The 19,520-nt window shown below is 56.2% G+C and carries 22 protein-coding genes, 2 tRNA genes, 1 other RNA gene and 2 pseudogenes; 18 read left to right on the top strand and 9 right to left on the bottom strand.

Translation table 11 applies throughout. The features are described 5' to 3' along the window. The 5 genes and pseudogenes from K6T64_RS11110 to K6T64_RS17020 all read left to right on the top strand — a co-directional run. Window positions 1-293 (top strand): lamin tail domain-containing protein (locus K6T64_RS11110; RefSeq protein ID WP_288010176.1); only part of this gene is annotated, 293 nt, incomplete at its 5' end. A 298-nt stretch (window positions 294-591) separates the two neighbouring features. After that, the gene (locus K6T64_RS11105; RefSeq protein ID WP_288010175.1) at window positions 592-741 is read left to right on the top strand and encodes a phage holin, LLH family; all 150 of its coding nucleotides are present in this window, start codon (window positions 592-594) and stop codon (window positions 739-741) included. 148 nt (window positions 742-889) lie between these two features. Continuing rightward, window positions 890-1,618, top strand: coding sequence for a DUF3800 domain-containing protein (locus tag K6T64_RS11100; RefSeq protein ID WP_288010174.1), 729 nt, complete (start codon window positions 890-892; stop codon window positions 1,616-1,618). A gap of 457 nt (window positions 1,619-2,075) precedes the next feature. Continuing rightward, a complete protein-coding gene (locus K6T64_RS11095; protein WP_288010172.1) occupies window positions 2,076-2,312 on the top strand; it encodes a helix-turn-helix domain-containing protein in 237 nt (78 codons plus the stop codon). Window positions 2,313-2,511: 199 nt separating this feature from the next. Then, a pseudogene (locus K6T64_RS17020) lies at window positions 2,512-2,673 on the top strand (cobyrinate a,c-diamide synthase); the annotation flags it as partial. A gap of 321 nt (window positions 2,674-2,994) precedes the next feature. Here K6T64_RS17020 and K6T64_RS11090 read toward each other — a convergent pair. The 3 genes from K6T64_RS11090 to K6T64_RS11080 all read right to left on the bottom strand — a co-directional run bounded on the left by K6T64_RS11090 (window position 2,995) and on the right by K6T64_RS11080 (window position 4,917). Then, on the bottom strand, window positions 2,995-3,378 hold the full coding sequence (locus K6T64_RS11090) for a DUF2255 family protein (protein WP_288010171.1): 384 nt from the start codon (window positions 3,376-3,378) through the stop codon (window positions 2,995-2,997). Between the two features lie 81 nt (window positions 3,379-3,459). Then, a complete protein-coding gene (locus K6T64_RS11085; protein WP_288010170.1) occupies window positions 3,460-3,795 on the bottom strand; it encodes a (R)-mandelonitrile lyase in 336 nt (111 codons plus the stop codon). 105 nt (window positions 3,796-3,900) lie between these two features. After that, window positions 3,901-4,917, bottom strand: a complete 1,017-nt coding sequence (locus K6T64_RS11080) for a zinc-dependent alcohol dehydrogenase family protein (protein WP_288010168.1) — start codon at window positions 4,915-4,917, stop codon at window positions 3,901-3,903. 129 nt (window positions 4,918-5,046) lie between these two features. On the opposite strand from K6T64_RS11080, the pseudogene K6T64_RS11075 reads away from it, so the two are divergent. Next, window positions 5,047-5,142: pseudogene (locus tag K6T64_RS11075) on the top strand (TetR-like C-terminal domain-containing protein); the annotation flags it as partial. 149 nt (window positions 5,143-5,291) lie between these two features. Here K6T64_RS11075 and K6T64_RS11070 read toward each other — a convergent pair. Then, window positions 5,292-6,143, bottom strand: coding sequence for an aldo/keto reductase (locus tag K6T64_RS11070; RefSeq protein WP_288010167.1), 852 nt, complete (start codon window positions 6,141-6,143; stop codon window positions 5,292-5,294). Between the two features lie 115 nt (window positions 6,144-6,258). Here K6T64_RS11070 and K6T64_RS11065 point away from each other — a divergent pair, with 115 nt between their 5' ends. Beyond that, window positions 6,259-6,729, top strand: a complete 471-nt coding sequence (locus tag K6T64_RS11065; RefSeq protein WP_288010165.1) for a MerR family transcriptional regulator — start codon at window positions 6,259-6,261, stop codon at window positions 6,727-6,729. A 358-nt stretch (window positions 6,730-7,087) separates the two neighbouring features. Here K6T64_RS11065 and K6T64_RS11060 read toward each other — a convergent pair whose 3' ends face one another. From K6T64_RS11060 to K6T64_RS11040, 5 genes are all read right to left on the bottom strand, one after another. Continuing rightward, on the bottom strand, window positions 7,088-8,776 hold the full coding sequence (locus K6T64_RS11060; protein ID WP_288010163.1) for a b(o/a)3-type cytochrome-c oxidase subunit 1: 1,689 nt from the start codon (window positions 8,774-8,776) through the stop codon (window positions 7,088-7,090). Window positions 8,777-8,798: 22 nt separating this feature from the next. Continuing rightward, the gene (locus K6T64_RS11055; RefSeq protein ID WP_353737812.1) at window positions 8,799-9,275 is read right to left on the bottom strand and encodes a cytochrome c oxidase subunit II; all 477 of its coding nucleotides are present in this window, start codon (window positions 9,273-9,275) and stop codon (window positions 8,799-8,801) included. Window positions 9,276-9,289: 14 nt separating this feature from the next. Further along, window positions 9,290-9,442, bottom strand: coding sequence for a cytochrome c oxidase subunit 2A (locus K6T64_RS11050; protein WP_170084595.1), 153 nt, complete (start codon window positions 9,440-9,442; stop codon window positions 9,290-9,292). A 300-nt stretch (window positions 9,443-9,742) separates the two neighbouring features. Further along, window positions 9,743-10,609 carry a M23 family metallopeptidase gene (locus K6T64_RS11045; RefSeq protein ID WP_288010162.1) on the bottom strand — a complete coding sequence of 289 codons (867 nt, stop codon included), beginning with the start codon at window positions 10,607-10,609 and terminating at the stop codon, window positions 9,743-9,745. A 229-nt stretch (window positions 10,610-10,838) separates the two neighbouring features. Then, window positions 10,839-11,240 (bottom strand): YmaF family protein, encoded by a 402-nt coding sequence (locus K6T64_RS11040; protein ID WP_170084597.1) that lies wholly within the window; start codon window positions 11,238-11,240, stop codon window positions 10,839-10,841. A 216-nt stretch (window positions 11,241-11,456) separates the two neighbouring features. On the opposite strand from K6T64_RS11040, the gene tadA reads away from it, so the two are divergent. The 11 genes from tadA (at window position 11,457) to K6T64_RS10985 (ending at window position 19,502) form a co-directional block, all read left to right on the top strand. Beyond that, entirely contained in the window at window positions 11,457-11,981 is a 525-nt protein-coding gene (tadA, locus tag K6T64_RS11035) for a tRNA adenosine(34) deaminase TadA (protein ID WP_232059528.1), read from the top strand. Then, window positions 11,968-12,057, top strand: a tRNA-Ser gene (locus tag K6T64_RS11030). The genes tadA and K6T64_RS11030 overlap by 14 nt, the downstream gene beginning before the upstream one ends. Window positions 12,058-12,104: 47 nt before the next feature. After that, window positions 12,105-12,195 (top strand) — tRNA-Ser (locus K6T64_RS11025). Between the two features lie 9 nt (window positions 12,196-12,204). Beyond that, an RNA gene (gene ffs / locus K6T64_RS11020) (signal recognition particle sRNA large type) lies at window positions 12,205-12,470 on the top strand. Window positions 12,471-12,594: 124 nt separating this feature from the next. Next, window positions 12,595-13,917, top strand: coding sequence for a two-component system sensor histidine kinase NtrB (locus K6T64_RS11015; protein WP_288010161.1), 1,323 nt, complete (start codon window positions 12,595-12,597; stop codon window positions 13,915-13,917). 105 nt (window positions 13,918-14,022) lie between these two features. Beyond that, window positions 14,023-16,017, top strand: coding sequence for a DNA polymerase III subunit gamma/tau (gene dnaX / locus K6T64_RS11010; RefSeq protein ID WP_288010160.1), 1,995 nt, complete (start codon window positions 14,023-14,025; stop codon window positions 16,015-16,017). Between the two features lie 2 nt (window positions 16,018-16,019). After that, a complete protein-coding gene (locus tag K6T64_RS11005; RefSeq protein ID WP_100666458.1) occupies window positions 16,020-16,331 on the top strand; it encodes a YbaB/EbfC family nucleoid-associated protein in 312 nt (103 codons plus the stop codon). Between the two features lie 30 nt (window positions 16,332-16,361). Then, the gene (gene recR / locus K6T64_RS11000) at window positions 16,362-16,958 is read left to right on the top strand and encodes a recombination mediator RecR (RefSeq protein WP_100669068.1); all 597 of its coding nucleotides are present in this window, start codon (window positions 16,362-16,364) and stop codon (window positions 16,956-16,958) included. A gap of 99 nt (window positions 16,959-17,057) precedes the next feature. Then, a complete protein-coding gene (locus K6T64_RS10995; RefSeq protein WP_170084600.1) occupies window positions 17,058-17,399 on the top strand; it encodes a YaaL family protein in 342 nt (113 codons plus the stop codon). Between the two features lie 16 nt (window positions 17,400-17,415). Continuing rightward, window positions 17,416-18,384 (top strand): RluA family pseudouridine synthase, encoded by a 969-nt coding sequence (locus K6T64_RS10990; protein WP_288010158.1) that lies wholly within the window; start codon window positions 17,416-17,418, stop codon window positions 18,382-18,384. A gap of 143 nt (window positions 18,385-18,527) precedes the next feature. Continuing rightward, complete coding sequence (locus tag K6T64_RS10985) at window positions 18,528-19,502, top strand: beta-ketoacyl-ACP synthase III (RefSeq protein WP_100666461.1); 975 nt, start codon at window positions 18,528-18,530, stop codon at window positions 19,500-19,502. Window positions 19,503-19,520 lie beyond the last annotated feature (18 nt).

The raw sequence follows: 19,520 nt of genomic DNA, 5'->3' as shown, positions 1-19,520 counted from the left end.
TAGTCATCGACAGCGTGAATCTCTCCAACGAAATTGTAGTAATCAGGAATGCAGACTCCAAGGACATCGACATGACCGGGTGGAAGCTGGTCAGCACGGAGGGGAATCAAACATATCACTTCCCTACTGGCTATGTGCTGAAAGCAGGGGCGACCGTTCGGATTGTGAGCGGGCCAAAAGCCGCAGATATGCCGCCCGGGCAACTGGCTTGGACGACGGCGAACATCTGGAACAACAATGGGGACACCGCGGTGCTGTATGACGCAAGTGGAAAGGAGGTTAGCCGCAAATAATCTGTGTCATTGACGGTTTGGATTAGCTTCGCAGATGTGCGAGGATCGACGGGGATCCGGTCGGCCGGCGGGCTCCCCGGCGGTGTTTCACGCATTCCATCATCATGCCATCCATTCGAGCACGGTTTCCCGGGCTTTGTGCCCGGAGATGCTCCGGTATCCTCCGTGTGCTGCGGTTGCTTGGGAGGTGATAGCTGTAATAGGATACGCCCGATGTCGGCTAGGGACTGGAAACTTGAAATGCATCCAAGAGGAGTTGGCCACCAAGCAGGAGCCCGCCACCCTGGCTATGTGATTCGTGGAGCAGGTCTACAGCTCCGATAAGAACCAAAAGGCCGCTGAATGGTTGGCGGCCCGGGCCCGGGAGAATGGATCGCTGACCGCTGAAGAAATTCAAGGGCTTATTGAGGCCGCCCTGCGCCAGCTTAAGGATGCTTTCCGAAAATGAGTGAGGAAAACAGGTTCAGTAAAACCTACGCCCAGGCAAAAGCCAGGGTGCTTTTTTGTTGCAGTCTCATAGAAAACGCGTCCTAAAAATTGTGATATAATGTAAGTGTTCATCAAAGTGAAGTTGAGAAAAAGGAAGGTCATTTTGAATGCCGCTTGTTACAATATGGGGAGACGAGAGTTGTCAAAACGGGCATCGTTATATGGTTTTGGGGACGATTTGGCAAAATCCAGTATGTGCAGCTGATTTGGAGAGAGATATTCAAAATGTTAAACGGCAACATAGGTTTGACAAAGAGTTTCATTGGACTGAAATGAAGGGGCATCAATTTGAAGCTTATAAAGGGCTCGTGGATGTTTTTCTAAAATACATGAGTCAAGGATTACTTAAGTTTCGAGCACTTGTTGTTGATCAGTCGGATAAGAAACACAAGATTTATAGTAGTGATGAAGAACTTCATTTTTATAAGATGTACTTTTGGCTTATTTATAAAAGGTTAACATACCGAAATAGATATGACATTTTCCTTGACAGAAAAAGCAATTCCGTCCCTGGAAGGTTATCTGATTTAAAAAATGCTCTAAACAATAAATTGTTCAACGATTACTTTCATGAAATTATTGGAATAGGTAATGCCAATATAGTTCGACGAGTTGAACCAAGGGACGGGGCTCAGGTTGAATTGCAATTAGCGGATGTTTTTGCTGGTGCGATTGCTCACGTAAGAAATGGTCACTTCAATCCGAATCCAGGGAAAAATAATGCGAAGTCAAGGCTTATTCTATACATTCAAAATCAATTAGAGATTTCCTTGCCTGACTGTCACCCACCATATAGTAATCCTGGTTTCAATATCTGGTGCTTTAGACGAAAATGAATCAGCGCCCTATTCCCTATCCCACATCTGGGATTTCCACACAACCGAAGAGGTTATGGTTTCGGGAGATAGTGGCGCCGATTTAACTTTAGTATGGCTACGTGCTTAAATTTTAATCACATTATACGCTAAATAATCGCGTTTGACAATCCACTAAATGTGGAAATTCGGCATAACCCGTATCCAGCGGAAGAGCGGGGCCACCAGGTGAGCCAAGTGAGCCAGGCGAGTTAACCACAATCGGTATGATGGAAGTGATCGACCGTTTCTCGCGTATCCCACCTATTCTCCGGGCCTTGTGTCCGGGGATTTTTCTTTTTGGACAATTTAAGCCATACTAAACAGGATGAGCAGGCCCCGCGAGCGTACTCCATCCAAAAACGGATGGAGGGGATCGACATGGGAAAGCAGATTCGCGCGATCATTAGCCGCAGGGTGCAGGAGCGTAGAGAGAGGATTGTCGGTGAATGAACTGGCACGGGCGGCTGGCGTGTCAGTTAGCTACGTGTACGCCATCGAATCCGGTGTTCGCGGGAGTCGGGTGGAGGAATTGTACCGGGTGGCCCGGGCGCTGGGTGTGGGGATTGAGGAGTTGGTTGGCTCGGTGAGCGACGGCTGCGGCGGTGATCGACAGAGAGTTTGCCGTGGCGGGCCGGCCGCAGGCTTGAACCGCAGAGAGGACACTAGGTGCTAATGACCGCCCATGCACTGGGGGGGCGCCAGGCGACAAGGCCCGGCACCAAGCCGCCAGAGCCCGCACCAAGAGCTCCCGGGAGCCTCCCGGGAACCGCTGGCTGACACCAGGCGCCAGAAGACCAATAGAGTCCATACCAGGGCCCCGGGATCCGTATGCGGGGCTCTGAGGAGCTGACGGCTGGCGCGGCGGTTATCGAGGGGTGATGGGCCTGTACGACGACAAGGGCCCGCGGGAGGATACCGGCAGTACTGCCCACGCGACACGCCTCCAGGAAGCGCTGGTGATTCTGGTCGTCGACGCGGCCAGTATGGCCCGCGGCGCCGCGGCGGTGGTCCTCGGTTTTCAGCGGCTCTATCCGTTGGCGCTAGAATTGGTCACACGTATGGTCACGAACTTATCATTCTGGCATGATTTTGACATGGCAAATATCTTTTCGAGTCCGCAAATTTCCTGTGCTTCACGGACAAAACATACTATATCGGACGCATTATCACACACTGTGTACATTTCCTAAACCGCGTCTTGCGGGGGTTCGAGTCCCTCCGGGCGCACCAGCGAGAGGCCGCAGCCGCAACGTTTAAAGGGAGAGGTGGTTCCCCACACAAAAAGCCGCCCCGCCTCACGCGCGGAGCGGCATCGATCACCGGTGCAGAGGTGGGGCATCCGAAACGAATGTGACTCAGGTGGTTGTTTCGCGTGGCAGGATCTTGACCGTCGCCGCCCGGGCCCGCGAGCCAGTCATCGGAGCCAGGTACGGACTGTCACGGTATTTCGCCCGGTAAGCGTCATCGATGAGGTCGTTGATGGGCCCATCGACAGGTTCGAACGTCACTTCCTTCGTCATGCCGGCGACGGTGATCCGCCCCGCCTTCTGCCGTAGCGCAGCCTGGTACCAGCGAGAAGCCTTCCCGTTGTAGGCGCGCACATACACAGCGTCGCCGACGACAACGGACCAGATCCAGGTCGGGGTGCCGTAGGTCACCCCGTCCTCGCGAAAGGGTGAAATATGCAAGTCATCCGCCTCAGCGATTTTACACAGCTCATCCTCAGACCAAGTGCTCATGTATCGGCCCTCCTTGATTTACCGGGAGCGGTGCAGAAGCATCATACGTCGCCCTGTCCTAACGCCGATATTGTTCATCGCTCACTCCTGAATGGCAATGTGTGTCACGCTCGTCGTTGGCGATGCACCGTGCCAATGTTTCTCACCGGGCGGGAACCAAACCACATCACCCGGTCGAATTTCTTCAACCGGACCGCCCCATCGCTGTACCCAGCCGTAACCTGCGATCACGATGAGGGTCTGACCCAACGGATGGCTGTGCCATGCCGTGCGTGCGCCGGGTTCGAACGTGACGCTCGCGGCGCTGACGCGCGCCGGTGCAGGTGCCTCCCACAATTTGTCCACTCGCACATTGCCGGTGAAATACTCCGACGGTCCTCTACCGGAAGGCTGTGAACCCGCTCGTTGAATTTCCATAACAAACCCCTCCTTTTCGTTTACACTCAGTTTTCCGGAATGAGTTCGTTGACGCAGTTCCAGCATTGACCCTCTTCAGCGAGTGTCAGTACGGGCCTCGCGGCTTTACGGGATCAGCAGCGCCTTGATCGCGCGACGCTCGCTCATCGCCCGGTAGCCCTCTGCCACCTGATCGAGCGGAAGCCTCAGGTCAAATACCTTGCCGGGGTTGATCTTCCGGTTCCACACCAAGTCAATCATTTTCGGCAGGAAGCGACGAACCGGGGCTGGGCCACCGTGAAGGTGGACATGGGCAAAGAACAACTCCTGTCCATCGAGTTCTACCCCGTGCGGCACGCCCACGTAACTCACGTACCCGCCCGGGCGGGCCGACCGGATCGCCTGCATCATCGCCTCCTGCGTGCCCACACATTCCAGTACCGAATGAGCACCAAGCCCGTCGGTCAAGTCTTTGATGCGCGCCACGCCCTCGTCACCGCGGTCGGGTACGATGTCCGTCGCACCGAATTCGCGGGCCAGCTTCTGCCGTGCCGGATTCCGGCTCATGATGACAATCCGCTCGGCCCCCATTTGCTTGGCCGCAATCACCGCACACAAGCCAACCGCGCCGTCCCCCACGACGACGACCGTTTTGCCCGGTTTCACGTTTGCTGCGTCCGCTGCGAACCAGCCTGTCCCCATGACATCAGACAAAGTCAACAGGCTCGGGATCAGGTCGTCAGGCGGAACATCCGGAGTCGCGACGAGCGTACCGTCCGCAAGCGGCACGCGCAGCCGGGTCGCCTGTGCACCTCCCACGAACTCCCTGTGCACACACGACGACTGGTAGCCGTCATGACAGATTGCGCAGGTGTTGTCCGATGCGAAGAACGAACCGATGACAAACTGGCCCGGCTTGACCGATTTGACGGCGCTTCCGACTTCCTCGACGATCCCGCAATACTCATGCCCCATCGGGGTCGGCTGCGTGACTGGATTGATCCCACGATAGTCCCACAAGTCGGACCCGCACACACAGGCAGCGACAATCCGGATGATGGCATCGGTCGGCTTCAGGATATTCGGATCGTCAAGCTCCTCAAAACGGACATCCCCTGGGCCATACAGGACAGCACCTTTCACGAGCGAACTCCCCTTTCGTTGAGATTTACCTGGAAGGGCGTCTCAAAAACCCCGACCCTGTAGGCCGATTCGTTCAGCCTTTCAGGCTCGACATTTGATTGTTTAATCAACACACGTTTATAATCAAACGTAGGGGTCGTGGAGTGGTGGATCACCACGGGTATGCCGTATTCACCCACGGTCATGGCACAGCAAGTGGGTCTGTTGTTGGAAAGGCATTTCTAAACCCATCCAAGCTATGCCATATCAACAGCGGAGCAACGACACTTCATCAGGTGTTAACTGAATCGAAAGAGCAGCCACCGTATCTTCTCTGATCTTCAATTGTGTCCTGTAACGCCTTAGAGTAGCTGCCGAAACCGGCCAGTAAAGCATTAAACATCAAATTTCAAGTTACTAAGAGATTTCACAGTTTCGGGATCGGTATGGGAAAGGAACAAGCTCTGTTTGGTATCCAGCGTCGCAATCGTCTGCATGTCGGCCTGGCTCAACTCAAAGTCGAAGACATTAAAATTCTCGATGATCCGTTCTTTATGCACGGACTTCGGAATCACAACAATGTTTCTTTGGATTAACCAGCGCAAGACAACCTGAGCAACGGATTTGTTGTACTTTTCCGCGATCGAAACCAAAACTGCATTCTGGAATAGATTGTTCCTGCCTTCCGCAAAGGGACCCCAGGATTCGATTTGAACACCGTGCTGCTTCATAAACTCAGCGCTCTCGATTTGCTGGCAGAAAGGATGCGTTTCAATCTGATTTACAGCAGGCACAACTTCATTGTGGATGATTAAATCGACCAGGCGATCCATTTGGAAATTGCTCACACCAATGGCTCTGATCTTGCCCTCGCGATACAGTTCCTCCATCGCGCGCCAAGATCCATACACATCACCAAACGGCTGGTGAATGAGATACAAATCCAGATAATCGAGACCCAATCGCTTAAGGGATTTTTCAAATGCCTTCTTTGTGCGGTCATAACCAGTGTCCTGCACCCAAAGTTTTGTAGTTACAAAGATTTCTTCTCTGGGCACACCGCTTCGCTGAATTGCTTTGCCGACCGCCTCTTCATTTTGATAAGCGGCAGCCGTATCAATCAGACGATAACCGGTCGTCAAGGCCTCATAAACACACTGTTCGCATTCCTGTGCGTCAGGAACCTGATAAACGCCAAAACCGAGGATCGGCATCTCAACACCATTGTTCAAAATCACCTTTTGCATATAAAATCCTCCTGATTTTCAGCCCGTTGACATCCGTCAGGGGTGAGCGTACAACCTTCGAGTAACACGAAGTCAAGCTTTCGAGCAAAAGAACTTTCGTTTGAGGTGTTTTACGATGTACACCGTGAAAGAAGTCGCTCAACTACTGGGTCTGACCGAACATACAGTTCGCTTCTATACCGATAAGGGACTGGTCCCCAATGTACAGCGTGACAGCCATAATAACCGTCTTTTCGACGACAAGTCCTTGGATTGGCTCACGGGCGTAAAATACTTGAAACAATGTGGAATGTCAGTAAAAGACATCAAAAGGTACGTCGATTTGTGTTTGGAGGGCGATTCCACCATTCAGGAACGCTACGAAATCATTTTGAAATATAAATCCGCTGCTTTGGCGCAGTTGGAGGAAGCAAAACGAAGAGCGAAATACATGGAGGACAAAGCAAATCACTACCTGAACATTATCAACCACGTGATCCCAGACGATACAAATCCAGGGAAGTGGGGAGAAAAAGCAAACGCAAAAGTAAACGCAAAGGCACCATCAAAGAATCACGGGCGCCAGCATGAGTTGCAATGCCAATAAAAACAGGAGGCAGGCCATCGAGTCCTGCCTCGCTGTTCGGTCCAAAGGTTAATACACGGGTTGCTGACTCGTTCCCGACTTCGGGTCTTGCCCTGCGGTCACCTGTCCAACCTTGAGCAGCCATTGGCTGTGAATCGAGCCATCCTGGAATTCGTGGCAGACATGGATGAATACAGTTACTTTTGCTAGATGGTCAGGCACGCAGCGCCCGTGACGGGCGGGCAGAGAGCCGCACGTGGCGGCGTGCCCATATCCCCTGCTGAGTGTGCATGCCCATCGCACGCATCGCACGCAAGAAACCCCGGGGTTTTCTCGATATGGACCACTTCAACGCCGAGAGCGCAGATTGTGCGTCCGCCTACCAACTTCGAATCGGCGGCGAACTCGGCGGCGGTGTTTGGATCATATCCACCAATGGCACGGTGTACACGATGAGCACCAAAACGCCCGTAAGGGCGATCCACAAAGGCCAACGCTCGAGAATCATGGGGGTCGGGTGGGACTTGTCTTTCACCTCTCCAATCGGGAATTCGGCAGGAGTGTCCAGGCGCGGGGCAAACCACCACAGGTAGATCATCGCGCCGAGGAACAGCATGATGGAGAGAAACAGGAAGATACCCGACATCCCCATGACCGGCCAGTACGGCAGCCAGGGTTGGACAACAGGGTTGTCGTTGTACGTGGTGAACGCCGTGCGCCGGGGTTCTCCCAGGAGTCCGACGATGTGCATGGGAACGGCGTTTAGCAGCATGCCGATAAACCAGAGCCACGCTTGGAAAATGCCCAGGTTATTGACCCGCCACGTCAGCTTTCGGTTGGTGAGGGCCGGGACCAGCCAGTATGCGATGCCGAAAAAGGTTAGGGTCACCGCAGACGACAAGGTCATGTGAAAATGTCCCGTTACCCACAAAGTGTTATGAATGACTTGGTTAAGCTGGTAACTGGCGTTCACCACTCCTCCGGCTCCACCGGGGATGAACATCACCATGCCGAGAAACGGGGCGAAGAACCGGACATCTTTCCACGGGAGTTTGCGGAGCCATGCGAATCTCCCCGTCGCTCCCTGAGCCCGGCCAGCCATTTCGAAGGTGGCGAACATGGCGAACACGGTCATCAAAGACGGGACCACGACAGTCAGGGTGAGGGCGGCGGCGAGGATTTTCCATCCATTCGCAATCCCCGGTTCGTTGAACTGATGATGAAATCCAACGGGGATCGAATAAAGGATGAACAAGACGAAAGTCAATCGCGGCAGAGAATCACTGAATAACTTGCCCTTGATGATTTGGGGGATGTTCACGTACCAGTATATGTAAGCCGGCAACAACCAGAAATACACCAAGGGGTGTCCGAAATACCAGAACAGGGTGCGGCTCAGTTCCACGTTCACCCGAGGAACCCAACCAAAAGCCATGGGGATCAATTGAAAGAGCACTTCAATGGCGACCCCCAGGGTGGCGATGATCCACAGGATCATCGTCGCAACAGACATGTAGGCGAATAACGGAGACACCTGACCCCGGTGCTGCCGCCGCCACCGGGCGTAGGCCGTGAAGATCGCCACTCCCCCGAGCCAGCTTCCCACGACGACCAGCGCCATCGCGACATAAAACCACGGAGAGGCTTTCAGCGGGGCGTAAAAGGTGTACAACACCGTGGCCGAGTTGTTCAGAATGCTGACCGTGCCCATGGCGGTGCCCACCACCATCATGATCCAGCCGATCCACGCCCAAACCCGGTCCACGGAATGGAGTCGGCCGCCCAGGGTCTTGGCCGTCCCGGCGAGAAGAAATCCAATGATAAACAGTGTGGTGAAAATCAGCGCCAGGGCCACACCGTGCAGTGTGAGCAACTGGTAATAACCCACGGCGTCCGGCCATTTTATGTATCCGGTGCGCTGCAACCCCTGCAGCATTCCGGCCGCCGCACCCAGCAGCAAGGCGATAAAAGCAACCCCCAAGTGGGCGAGCACAAGAACCCGATCCCCCCGTTCAAAGGCGAAGACGGGAGCCTGGGTCGTTCCTGTTTCTACAGCATTTTCGCTCATGGCTGCTCCTCCTCGACAGAAATTACTGGACGACGAATCGACCGAGCATCACTTGATGTCCACTGCCACAATACTCATTGCAGACGATCAACCGGTCCATTTTATTGCGGAAAGTGGCCGTGTACTCGGTGATGTGACCGGGGACCACCATGAGGTTCACATTGGTGCCCGGAATTTCAAAGCCGTGAACCACATCTGGGCTCGTCACCTCAAAATGCACCGTGGAACCCGCGGGCACCGTCACATTGTTCGGCTGGTACATAAACATTTGGGCGATCATGACGGCGCGGTACTCGTTCGGTCCCACCTGATAGAGACCGGGTTTGTCAAAGGGTGGGGTGGTTCGCACCGCGTCCGGGGCGATGGTTTTCATTTGCCCGGGATTATGAAATCCCCAGACCAGCGCCATGAGCAAGATGATCGCAAAGAATACCACCAAGGATGCCCCGCCGATCATCAACCAGATCCGTTCCGAGCGGGGCAAATCGATATTGAGCATCGAGGTTTACCTCCCTATCCACTCAGCCTGGTGACGTAAAGGCCGAACATGACAAACCACAGGATCACAATAAACGCTCCCACCACGAGGGATGACAAAATCGTGTCCTGTAGATTCTCTTCGTTTTTTTCCACCTTCTGCATATCCTTTTTCAAGTCCTCATCCACACCGTCCTCACCCCTTCTCTCAGGGAATACCACCTCTTTCTGGAAGTATGTCCTGCCGCCGCAATGTTCATCCGGGGATCAGTTGCGCTCCCGATGATGGCAGACATGGCGTAAAATTATCGCAAAAGAGGTCACTGGCCGGACTGAGAACTGGAAAAACGTTGTCGGGTTGGTCTGGTCAGAGCGGTTGAAGGAACGCAGGAGTGAAAAAACCTTGTGATTTCACGGGGTGACTGGCTCTCTGGCTTCCGGGCCGGGTGAGGCGGAAGACCCGCGCCCGGCCCCGGTGCCCGTGATGCTTCAGCGTTGCGATTCCCACCATTTTAGATAGGGATACGGGTCGATCGCCTGCCAGGATCCGGAGGTTTTATACATCCCAAAGTGCAGGTGGGCCTCGAATTTCCCGGAAGTCCCGACGGGACCGTATCCGGTGTTCCCCACGTATCCGATCAGTTGACCCTTCTTGATCGTCGCACCTTTAACCATCCCTCCGGCATATCCAGACATATGGGCGTAATAAAAAGCGGTGGATCCGTCGACCCGAACGGTGAGTCGCCAGCCCCCCAGTTCACTCCACCCCTGGTTGATAATCGTCCCCCCTTCGGCGGCGTAAATGGGGGTGCCCAGAGGGGCCACGATGTCTATGCCATCGTGGTTGCGGGTGGTGGTACCTGACGGGGACCAGGTTCGAATCGCGCCAAAATTGTCAGTAAACCCTGAGTAGGAGCCCTTGGGCAATGGGAAGACGCCATCTTGATAGGCCGGGGGCATGCGAACCGTCGGGGTCGAAGCGGGGGCCGTGGATCCCAGATCGCTGCTGGGACCGGAAGGAATCTTTAGGACTTGGCCGGGGTAAATCAGGTCTCCGGACAGATGGTTCGCAGCTTTAACCGCCGCCACCGAAACATTGTATCGCTGGCCGATTTTCCAAAGGCTGTCGCCCTTGACCACGGTGTATGTGCGGCTGTTCCCTGGGATCTGAAGGTTTTGCCCGGGGTAAATCCATGTACTTGTCAGATGATTGACTTGCATTAACTGGGCGACAGATACATGATGGGCTTGAGCGATTTTCCACAAGGTGTCACCAGGTTTTACCGTATAAGCCAGAGCCGGATTCGGAAGGAGCAGGGCGCCGGTGAGAACGGCGGCAATTAACCGACCTTTCATCCTGAGACCTCCTCGTCCATTTCAATTCTTACTGTCACTCTACTGAAGTCGGATCGGTTTGTGAATATACAAATATTGGGTTGTAACGGGCGTCCGGTTTTCTCCCGGACGGCATCGTCGGTCCTGCCACATGGGTTGCCCTGGGAATCGGACAAATGGAGTGGGGGGTGGATGGCCTTGAAGGCCGGCTTCGGCCGGCCGAGGGCCAGCCGGCCGCGCCGGGCTTTCGTCAGGGATGGGCGTGCCCCGTTCTGCCGCGGTAGTGATGGGTGTGGGGCGGGCGACCGTTGACCGTGCTGACACCGGCGAATAGGTGGTAATGACCGCCTCCGGGCAGAGGCACGGCGGGACCTGTGCGCCCTTGTAAGACGTGGGTGTGGCCTTGATTCAAGGTGGTCACCGTGTAATAATCGTGGGTGTGGGGGACACCGCTCGGAGCGGGGCCCGTGGTGCCAGCGTAACGATGTCGATGACCGGCGTCGAAAGATGTGATTCCGGCGAAATCGTGGACATGCGGTGGCCGGCCGTCCCATTCGATCAAATAGAGCTCGTGGGTGTGGTCTTCATTCTTCGGTTCTCCAGATGTGGGCGGATCGGCGTGGTACAGGATGCCGATGACCGGTTGTTTCATGAACAGCCCTCCTTTCCTCTGCTCACTGTATGGACGGAAGGGAAAAACGGCCGGGCCAATCGGCCGGGCGGCGGTGGAATTTGCTCACTCAATCAGGGTCTGAACGCTCGGTTTTGTGTCCGCCAGGCAGGGGGCCGGGCAGCCAAGGATCACCGGCCGTTGCACGGAGTGCCCAGATTGTGATATAGTAGTAAAACGGAAGGTGGGATTCAGCTTTTGCCAGACACCCCGCGGGATTTGCAGTACATGGAGCGCGCCCTGCAACTGGCCGCATATGCAGGGGAGATGGGTGAAGTGCCCATCGGTGCGGTGGTGGTGGCAGGCGGACAGATCCTCGGAGAGGGTTTCAACCTTCGGGAGATGTGGAATGATCCCACAGCCCACGCGGAGATGGTGGCCTTGCGGCAAGCGGCCCAAGCGGTCGGTGGCTGGCGACTTTCGGGCACCACGTTGTATGTGACCCTGGAGCCATGTGCCATGTGCGTGGGCGCAGCTGTCTTAGCTCGGGTGGAACGGGTGGTTTTTGGGGCGCCTGATCCGAAAGCGGGAGCGTGCGGATCGGTGCTCCAGGTGGCTGACGCGCCCTTGAATCATCGACTAAAGGTGGAGGGTGGCGTTCTTCGGGAATCCTGTTCCGACCTGCTAAAACGGTTTTTTCGTGAACTGCGCGCGCGGGAGAGGCCGCAGGCTGGCCATTCTTCAGTTCTTTCCTTTGATGACCCACCGCGGAGAGATGTCTGAGTGGTCGAAAGAGCTCGCCTCGAAAGCGAGTAGCCCTTCACGGGGCTCGTGGGTTCGAATCCCACTCTCTCCGCCATTGTTATTCCCCAGGGTACCCCTACAAGCCGGCGGTAGATCGACTATGGAGAGATGTCCGAGTGGTCGAAGGAGCACGATTGGAAATCGTGTAGGCGGCAAAACCGCCTCGTGGGTTCGAATCCCACTCTCTCCGCCACTGGATCTGCCGCGCTAGGCGGGGAGGTAGCGGTGCCCTGAACCCGCAATCCGCTAGAGCGGGGTTGAAGGCTTGTCGTGAGGTGTGCGTCATGGAGGGTCGGCACCGGCCTCGGAGCGTCGACGACCGGGTCCTGCGCGGCGGGTCCTTCCGAACCGTGTCAGGTCCTGACGGAAGCAGCACTAAGGAAGATCGCCCGGGTGCCGCAGGGTAGCCTGGTCCGAGCCACCCGCCGGTGATACGCCTCGGTGCGGACATCGAAGACAAGGGCGCGGCAGATCCAGGGAATCCTCCTGCTCCACAGGGCGGGAGGATTTTTTGCGTCCTCGTAGAACTGTACACGTACGGCGACCGGGAATGTGCGGCCCGGGATCGCGATAGGGCGGGGAGGGACGTGGCTTGTTTCACCGCGAAGGCTGGATCGAACGAAACATCGAACTCCTCCCGTTTCCGGCCTGCCTCTTGGACAGCGGCGGCGCACTCCTGGCGGCGAGTCGGGCGCTGGAAGATGCAACTCGGCACCCCGAAAACCATCCGGCGGAGAAGGGTCCGGAATCTTCAAACGCCGGGAGGGACGGTTTGGCGGCCGATATGGTCCGCTACGAAAGAACCACCGAGGACGGGAATCGCGTGTACTTGTATGTTTCAGATGACGCCATCACCTGGGACCTGTGGCTGTGGGAACTTGTTCAGCCCATTATCGGGGAGATGGCGATGGGCGTTATTTTGACCGATGTGGATCTGAGGGTGCGGGCGACGAACAGCACAGCTGTGAAGATGCTGCACTTGAAAGCTGATGACGCCATTGGGCGGGTCCTTTCCGAGGCTGTTCCCGAACTCGGCTTGGTGTTGCGTCCCGTTGCCCACAAGATCGCCGCGGAAGGTGTGCGAAACCTTCTTTTTGATGCTGAAATCGACGGGCAGATCCAACACTGGTTGCTGGATTCTCATGTTTTTCCGGGTTTTTTGTCTCCGGAGGGATCTCACGAAAAAAGAATCGTGTTTTTCCTGAAGGATCTGGGGGAACGGTTCGAAAACCAGCTTCAGCGACAGGAAAAGCTCGCCACGGTCGGCAAGATTGCCGCTGGCATTGCCCACGAAATTCGCAATCCCCTGACTTCAATTAAAGGCTTTTTGCAAATCATGCGAGAGAATTTCATCCGCTCCCATATGGATAAGGAATTTCAGTACACTGAGGTCATGTTGGCGGAGATCGACCGGGTCAATGAGTTGGTCGGGGAGTTGCTGTTGTTATCGAGACCCCGGGATATAAAACTGGCATCCATGGAAGTGGAAGAACTGGTTACGGGTTTGGCCCCACTTATCAGCAGTGAAACCCTTCTGCACGACATTGAATTTCATTTGTGTATCAAACCCGTTCCGAAAGTGTTGGCAGACCCCGAGCTGTTGAAACAGGTCGTTCTGAACCTCGTGAAAAATGCGGTGGAAGCGATGGAACACGGCGGCACGTTGACCTTATGTACCGACGTGGACCGGGAAGAAAATCTCGTTCGGATTGATGTACAAGACACGGGTCCCGGGATTCCCGCTTACGCGATGGATCGCATTTTCGATGCCTTTTTTACGACCAAAGAAAACGGGACCGGCTTGGGGCTGCCCATTTGCCAACGGATTATCAGCGATCTGGGAGGCATGATCCGGGTTTCCAGTAAAGGATACGGGACCACGTTCAGTGTTCTGCTGCCCGCCTATGAGCCGTAGGGGGCACGCGATTCCCGGCGGGGCACTGGTCTGGATACCCCGCATATGGTAGTGTATTCGCAGACGGCTATTGTCGGTCGGAAGAAAGCAAAGAGGTGGGGACCTTTGGCCTATCTCGCACTTTATCGCGAATGGCGGCCACAGTTGTTCGCTGATGTCGTTGGGCAGCCCCATATCGTTCGCACGCTGCAAAATGCGCTGCGCACCGGGCGGCTGGCCCACGCATATTTGTTTACAGGTCCTCGCGGCACTGGAAAAACCAGCGTTGCCAAGATCCTTGCCAAAGCGGTGAATTGTGAACAAGGGCCCGGCGAGGAACCGTGCAACCAATGCGATGCCTGCCGCGGCATCATGGACGGTTCGGTGTTGGACGTGGTAGAGATCGACGCCGCCTCGAATCGGGGCATCGATGAAGTTCGGGAACTTCGGGAACAAGTTCGGTATGCCCCTACCCAAGTGCGTTATAAAGTATATATCATCGACGAAGTCCACATGTTGACCCCCGAGGCGTTTAATGCGCTGTTGAAGACGCTGGAAGAGCCGCCGGAGCACGTCATTTTTATCTTGGCGACCACAGAACCGCACAAGGTGCCCGCCACCATTATGTCCCGGTGTCAACGGTTTGCCTTTCAGAGAATCTACGCCGGAGACATGGCGGAGCGGATGAAATCGATCCTGGCCCACAAGGGGAGGCAGGTCGAAGACAAGGCATTGTGGCTCATTGCCCGGGCGGCTGATGGGGGGCTCCGGGATGCTTTGAGCATGTTAGACCAGGCCCTTTCTTTCAGCGATGATGTGCTGCGCGAAGGGGATGTGCTGGCCCTTCTCGGCCGCCTGCCCGAGCGGGCTTTGATGCCGGGTGTTGAAGCTCTGGCGGCGGGCCGAACCGCCGATGTGCTGATATGGGCGAGGGAGCAGCTGGACCATGGTTTCGATGTCGGTCCACTGGTGGCGACACTTTTAGATGCGCTGAGGGACATTCTGTGGATGCGGACGGCGCCGGACCATCCCGAGGTTCGGGAGCGGGCCCAGTTTCAGCCGGAATTGAAAGCTTTGGCTGACCGGATGGAACCCGAACAGATTCTGGTTTGGATGGAAGAGCTAAACGGTCTGCAACAGCAGATGCGTTGGTATGGGCAACCCAGGATGTTGCTGGAGCTCACCTTGGCCAAACTCTGCACCCTTTCCGGGGAGAATGCCCATATGGAAACAGGTGGAAGCAATGCCAGCATAACCGCCGACAAGTCTTTGGCGGCACCGGAGTGGGCTGCTCGGGTAGAGCGATTGGAACGACAGGTCGAACGGTTGACCCAGATCCTGCGACAGAAAGGGGATGTTCCGGGGTCCGTGCCCGCAGACCCCCTGGTGCCTCCCTTCTCTTCTTTGCCCAGCTTTGCGAAACGCGAAGGCTCACAGGCCGACGCAAAGGACAGGGGAGAACGGGGTTCTCGCGCGCCTTCGGTTTCATCCCCGCCATCCCCGGGTGTACCCTCTGCGGTCGGGGATCTCGAATCGGATGGCGGGGATCGGCCAGCCGCCGGGCAACCGGAGACGAGGAGAAATGGGTCAGGTGTCGGGCGCCTTTCGGCGGGTGAAAGGCCGGAGTCGCCGGGCCCCACGCCTTCGACAAAAAGGCAGGCCCAGGGAGCAGCTTGGGAAATGATCCGTCGGCAACTCGATATCCCCGGGGTTGAACCCGTGCGTGCCCGTTGGCAAGAGGTGCTCGACGAAGTAAAGCGTAAACGCGTGACCACGCAAGCCTGGCTTTTAGATGGGGAGCCGGTGGCCCGGTCGGGTTCATGGCTGATCGTGGCTTTCAAGAACCAGATCCACCGGGAAACTGTCATGAAACCAATGCACCGCACGGCCATCGAAGAGGTTTTGCAGGCGCTCTTCAATGAATCCATGCAACTCTATGCGGTGTCGGTTCAAGTGTGGGAACAGGAGTTGGCCGAGAGGGAACAGGCGGCCGGCGTCGTTTCTCGCAGTTCGGGGAAGGGCGGAGGAACCGGCGGATCGGAAGGTGGAAGTGACGATCCCCTGGCGCAGCTGGCGGCCCTTTTTGGGCAAGATCGAATTGAGATCATCGGGGAGGAATGAGCATGAAAAACATGAACCAGTTGATGAAACAGGCAAAGAAGATGCAGGAAGAGATGATGAAAGCTCAGGAGGCTTTAGGGGAAAAGACGGTGGAGGGATCCGCCGGGGGCGGCGCGGTGACGGTGGTGGCTAACGGGCACAAGCAAATTCAGTCGGTGGTCATTCGTCCGGAAGCGGTAGACCCCGATGATGTGGAGATGTTGCAGGATCTGGTGCTCACGGCGGTGAATGACGCCTTAAAAAAAGTCGATGATTTGGTGGCGGGGGAACTCAGTAAATACACCCGGGGGTTCAACATGCCAGGGTTATTCTAAGAGGGCGCGAAGTGCGGTGAAACGACAATGGTGAACTTTCCGGAACCCATCTCGCAGCTCATCGACGGGTTTATGAAATTGCCGGGAATCGGTCCTAAGACCGCTCAACGCTTGGCTTTTCACGTTCTCCGGATGCCCGACGAAGATGTCCTGCACCTATCCCAGGCCCTGGCGGCGGTCAAAAAGGACCTCCGGTATTGCCGGATCTGCTGCAACATTACCGATGTCGATCCTTGTACCATTTGTCGAGATGAGTTGCGGGATCACCGGGTGATCTGCGTGGTTCAGGATCCCCGGGATGTCGCGGCGATGGAGCGCACCCGGGAATACCATGGGGTATATCACGTGCTTCACGGGGCTATTTCCCCGATGGAAGGGATTGGCCCCGAGGATATTCGAGTGAAAGAATTACTGGAACGCATGAAGAACGATTTACCGAAAGAGTTGATTCTCGCCACAAACCCCACCGTGGAAGGGGAAGCGACAGCGATGTTTTTAACTCGGCTGGTCAAACCGCTGGGGGTGAAGGTGACCCGGATCGCCCGGGGGTTACCCATGGGGGGAGATCTCGAGTATGCGGACGAGTTGACGCTGTCCCAGGCTCTGGAAGGCCGCCGAGAAATTTAAGCCCACAGTCATAGGAACCGCATGCGGCTTCTATACATCCTTAGTGAGGACAGGCCAGCGCATTCGATATGAGTGTGGTGGCCGGTGGGAGGGGATGGGATGAAGCCGATTTTGCGGTGGGCCCAGTGTAAAAGGCGGACCCGGGAGGGGAATGAGGCAGAACGGGAGCGGGCGGAACTTCTTCTCGAGATTCGGCGGACCCGGGACGAATGGATGAGAGCTCAGCATTTGTTGGATAATGTGGTCGAGCCCGAGTTGATCGACCACGCTATCTACGCCGTTCAGGCCGCTCAACGCAAGTACGAATATTTGATGAAGGTTGCCCGAAAACAACACCTCTCTGTGCCGCCGGAAGAAGGTCTGGTCCGGGGTGCCGCCCGGACTTCGGCGGCGGATTTCCAGGGACATGACGGGGTGACGGCCCGCTCCAAAAGCCGGTAAGGGAGGCGTGTCGCCCATGGTGGAGTATCCCATCACCCGGGCTGAGAATGGGAAAAAATTGCATCGGTTTTTGCGTCAAAATTTACCAGGATTGCCGCTCAGCGGGGTGTACAAATGGATCCGGGTGGGCCGGGTGAAGGTGAACCGGAAAAAAGGCAAACCGGATTTGGTGCTTCACGAGGGCGACACCGTCCAACTGTTTGTATCCGACGAGGAGTACGCCGCCTTGCGGCGCCGGGGGCCGAAGTTTCAGGGCGTTCCCCGGACCTTCGAGATCCTGTATGAAGACGGCGATCTTCTGGTTGTGAATAAGCCCGCGGGACTGCTGACCCATCCGGATCGGCAGGAGCACCGGGATACGTTGATCAATCGGGTCCTGGCTTACCTTTATGATAAAGGCGAATGGGACGGGCGGGCTTTCGCACCGGCGGCGGCGAACCGACTGGACCGCAATACCAGCGGAATCGTTTTGATCGGTAAACATGCCCAGGCCCTGAGAGAACTCGCTGATGAAATTCGCGGGCGCCAGGTGGACAAACGTTATTTGGCTTTGGTACACGGCCGTATTGAGACCCCGGGTACGCTGAAACAAGCGTTGATTCGAGATCATGAGAAAAACCGAACGCGCCTGGCCAGGGAAAGGCGCGGACGGCACGGCGTGGCACCGGAGACCTTGGAAGCCGAAACCCGGTACCGCCCGCTGGCCGTGGCGGAGAGGTTGACGCTTTTGGACATTACATTGCTGAGCGGGCGGACGCATCAGATTCGAGCTCATCTCGCTGGAGTGGGTCATCCCTTGGTCGGGGACATCAAATATGGAGGAAAACCTTTACGGGGCTTGCGGCATCAGTTCCTGCATGCCTACGCATTGACTCTTGCCGATGGGCGGAGGTTCGTGGCCCCGCTGCCCGCGGAGTTACGAAAGTTGCTGGAGTCCTTTGGGCTTCCCACAGATCTTCCGGCCGAGACTTCGACGTCCACGTGACCATCCCCGCTCAAAAAAAGCACCCGGCGAACCGAGTGAGGCGGTTTCACCGGTCGGGGACCGGGAATTTTTATGGGCTGAACTTGACACCAGGTCATAAAACTCTACAATAAGAGCCATGAACGATCAAAGGGGGAGTCCGTATGCGGCGAGCGGGGATTGTTGGCCTGGGGATGTACGTGCCTCCGAAGGTGCTCACGAACCGGGATCTTGAGCGCATGGTGGATACATCGGATGAGTGGATCCGGCAGCGAACCGGGATTGAAGAGCGGCACATTGCTGACCCCGGTGTGGGCAGTTCGGACCTCGGAGTACAAGCCGCCCGGGCGGCCTTGGCGGACGCTGGCTGCGGTCCCGAGGATTTGGATCTGATCCTGGTGGCCACCACCACTCCAGACCAGCCATTTCCGACTACGGCGGTGATGGTGCAAAAGGGCCTCGAAGCCTGGCAAGCGGGGGCAGTGGACGTCGGGGCCACGTGTTCGGGGTTTATTTATGGGCTTTCCTTGGCCACCTCCATGGTGGAGTCGGGACGGATGAACAAGGTGCTCGTCATTGGGGCGGAGACGCTATCGCGAATCACCAATTGGAAAGATCGCGCGACGTGTGTATTGTTTGGAGACGGGGCTGGAGCTGCGGTGGTGGGGGAAGTTTCTCAAGGAGGGATTCAGGCTTTTGAACTGGGTGCCGACGCTCGGGGTACAGAATTTCTGAACGTTTGGGTTGGAGGATTTAAGAAACCGGTTACTGCGGAGCTGTTGGAGTCTTCAGACCGTTATATCAACATGACCGGACGGGAAGTTTTCAAGTTTGCGGTGCGGACGATGGAAGAATCGGTTCGCCGGGTTGCGGACCGGGCGTGGGGAGGTTTAGAGGTTGACCTGTTGGTGCCTCACCAGGCCAATGCACGGATTATCGAGGCGGTGGGGCAGCGTCTCGGATTGGCCGACAAGGCTTGGATCAATATCCAGCATTACGGCAATACGTCGGCGGCATCGATTCCCATGGCTCTCACTGAAGCTCGGGATGCAGGGCGCCTGAGCCCAGGTACCCGGGTGGCGATTACCGCCTTCGGAGGGGGATTCACCTACGCCAGTGCCGCGTTGGAATGGGTCTAAGCTGGTCCACCCCGGCAT

This window comes from Kyrpidia sp., from assembly GCF_023512215.1.
Classification (GTDB): Bacteria; Bacillota; Bacilli; order Kyrpidiales; family Kyrpidiaceae; genus Kyrpidia; species Kyrpidia spormannii.
This window is presented reverse-complemented; position numbering and strand designations above follow the sequence as displayed.

Excerpts from the sequence above, each read along its gene's own strand:
- K6T64_RS11005 (WP_100666458.1), top strand. The coding sequence starts at position 16,020 with ATGAAAAACATGAACCAGTTGATGAAACAGGCAAAGAAGATGCAGGAA.
- K6T64_RS11055 (WP_353737812.1), bottom strand. The coding sequence starts at position 9,275 with ATGCTCAATATCGATTTGCCCCGCTCGGAACGGATCTGGTTGATGATC.
- K6T64_RS10990 (WP_288010158.1), top strand. The coding sequence starts at position 17,416 with ATGGTGGAGTATCCCATCACCCGGGCTGAGAATGGGAAAAAATTGCAT.
- K6T64_RS11060 (WP_288010163.1), bottom strand. The coding sequence starts at position 8,776 with ATGAGCGAAAATGCTGTAGAAACAGGAACGACCCAGGCTCCCGTCTTC.
- K6T64_RS10995 (WP_170084600.1), top strand. The coding sequence starts at position 17,058 with ATGAAGCCGATTTTGCGGTGGGCCCAGTGTAAAAGGCGGACCCGGGAG.
- K6T64_RS11065 (WP_288010165.1), top strand. The coding sequence starts at position 6,259 with ATGTACACCGTGAAAGAAGTCGCTCAACTACTGGGTCTGACCGAACAT.
- K6T64_RS11040 (WP_170084597.1), bottom strand. The coding sequence starts at position 11,240 with ATGAAACAACCGGTCATCGGCATCCTGTACCACGCCGATCCGCCCACA.
- K6T64_RS11090 (WP_288010171.1), bottom strand. The coding sequence starts at position 3,378 with ATGAGCACTTGGTCTGAGGATGAGCTGTGTAAAATCGCTGAGGCGGAT.
- K6T64_RS11100 (WP_288010174.1), top strand. The coding sequence starts at position 890 with ATGCCGCTTGTTACAATATGGGGAGACGAGAGTTGTCAAAACGGGCAT.
- K6T64_RS10985 (WP_100666461.1), top strand. The coding sequence starts at position 18,528 with ATGCGGCGAGCGGGGATTGTTGGCCTGGGGATGTACGTGCCTCCGAAG.
- K6T64_RS11045 (WP_288010162.1), bottom strand. The coding sequence starts at position 10,609 with ATGAAAGGTCGGTTAATTGCCGCCGTTCTCACCGGCGCCCTGCTCCTT.
- K6T64_RS11085 (WP_288010170.1), bottom strand. The coding sequence starts at position 3,795 with ATGGAAATTCAACGAGCGGGTTCACAGCCTTCCGGTAGAGGACCGTCG.
- K6T64_RS11070 (WP_288010167.1), bottom strand. The coding sequence starts at position 6,143 with ATGCAAAAGGTGATTTTGAACAATGGTGTTGAGATGCCGATCCTCGGT.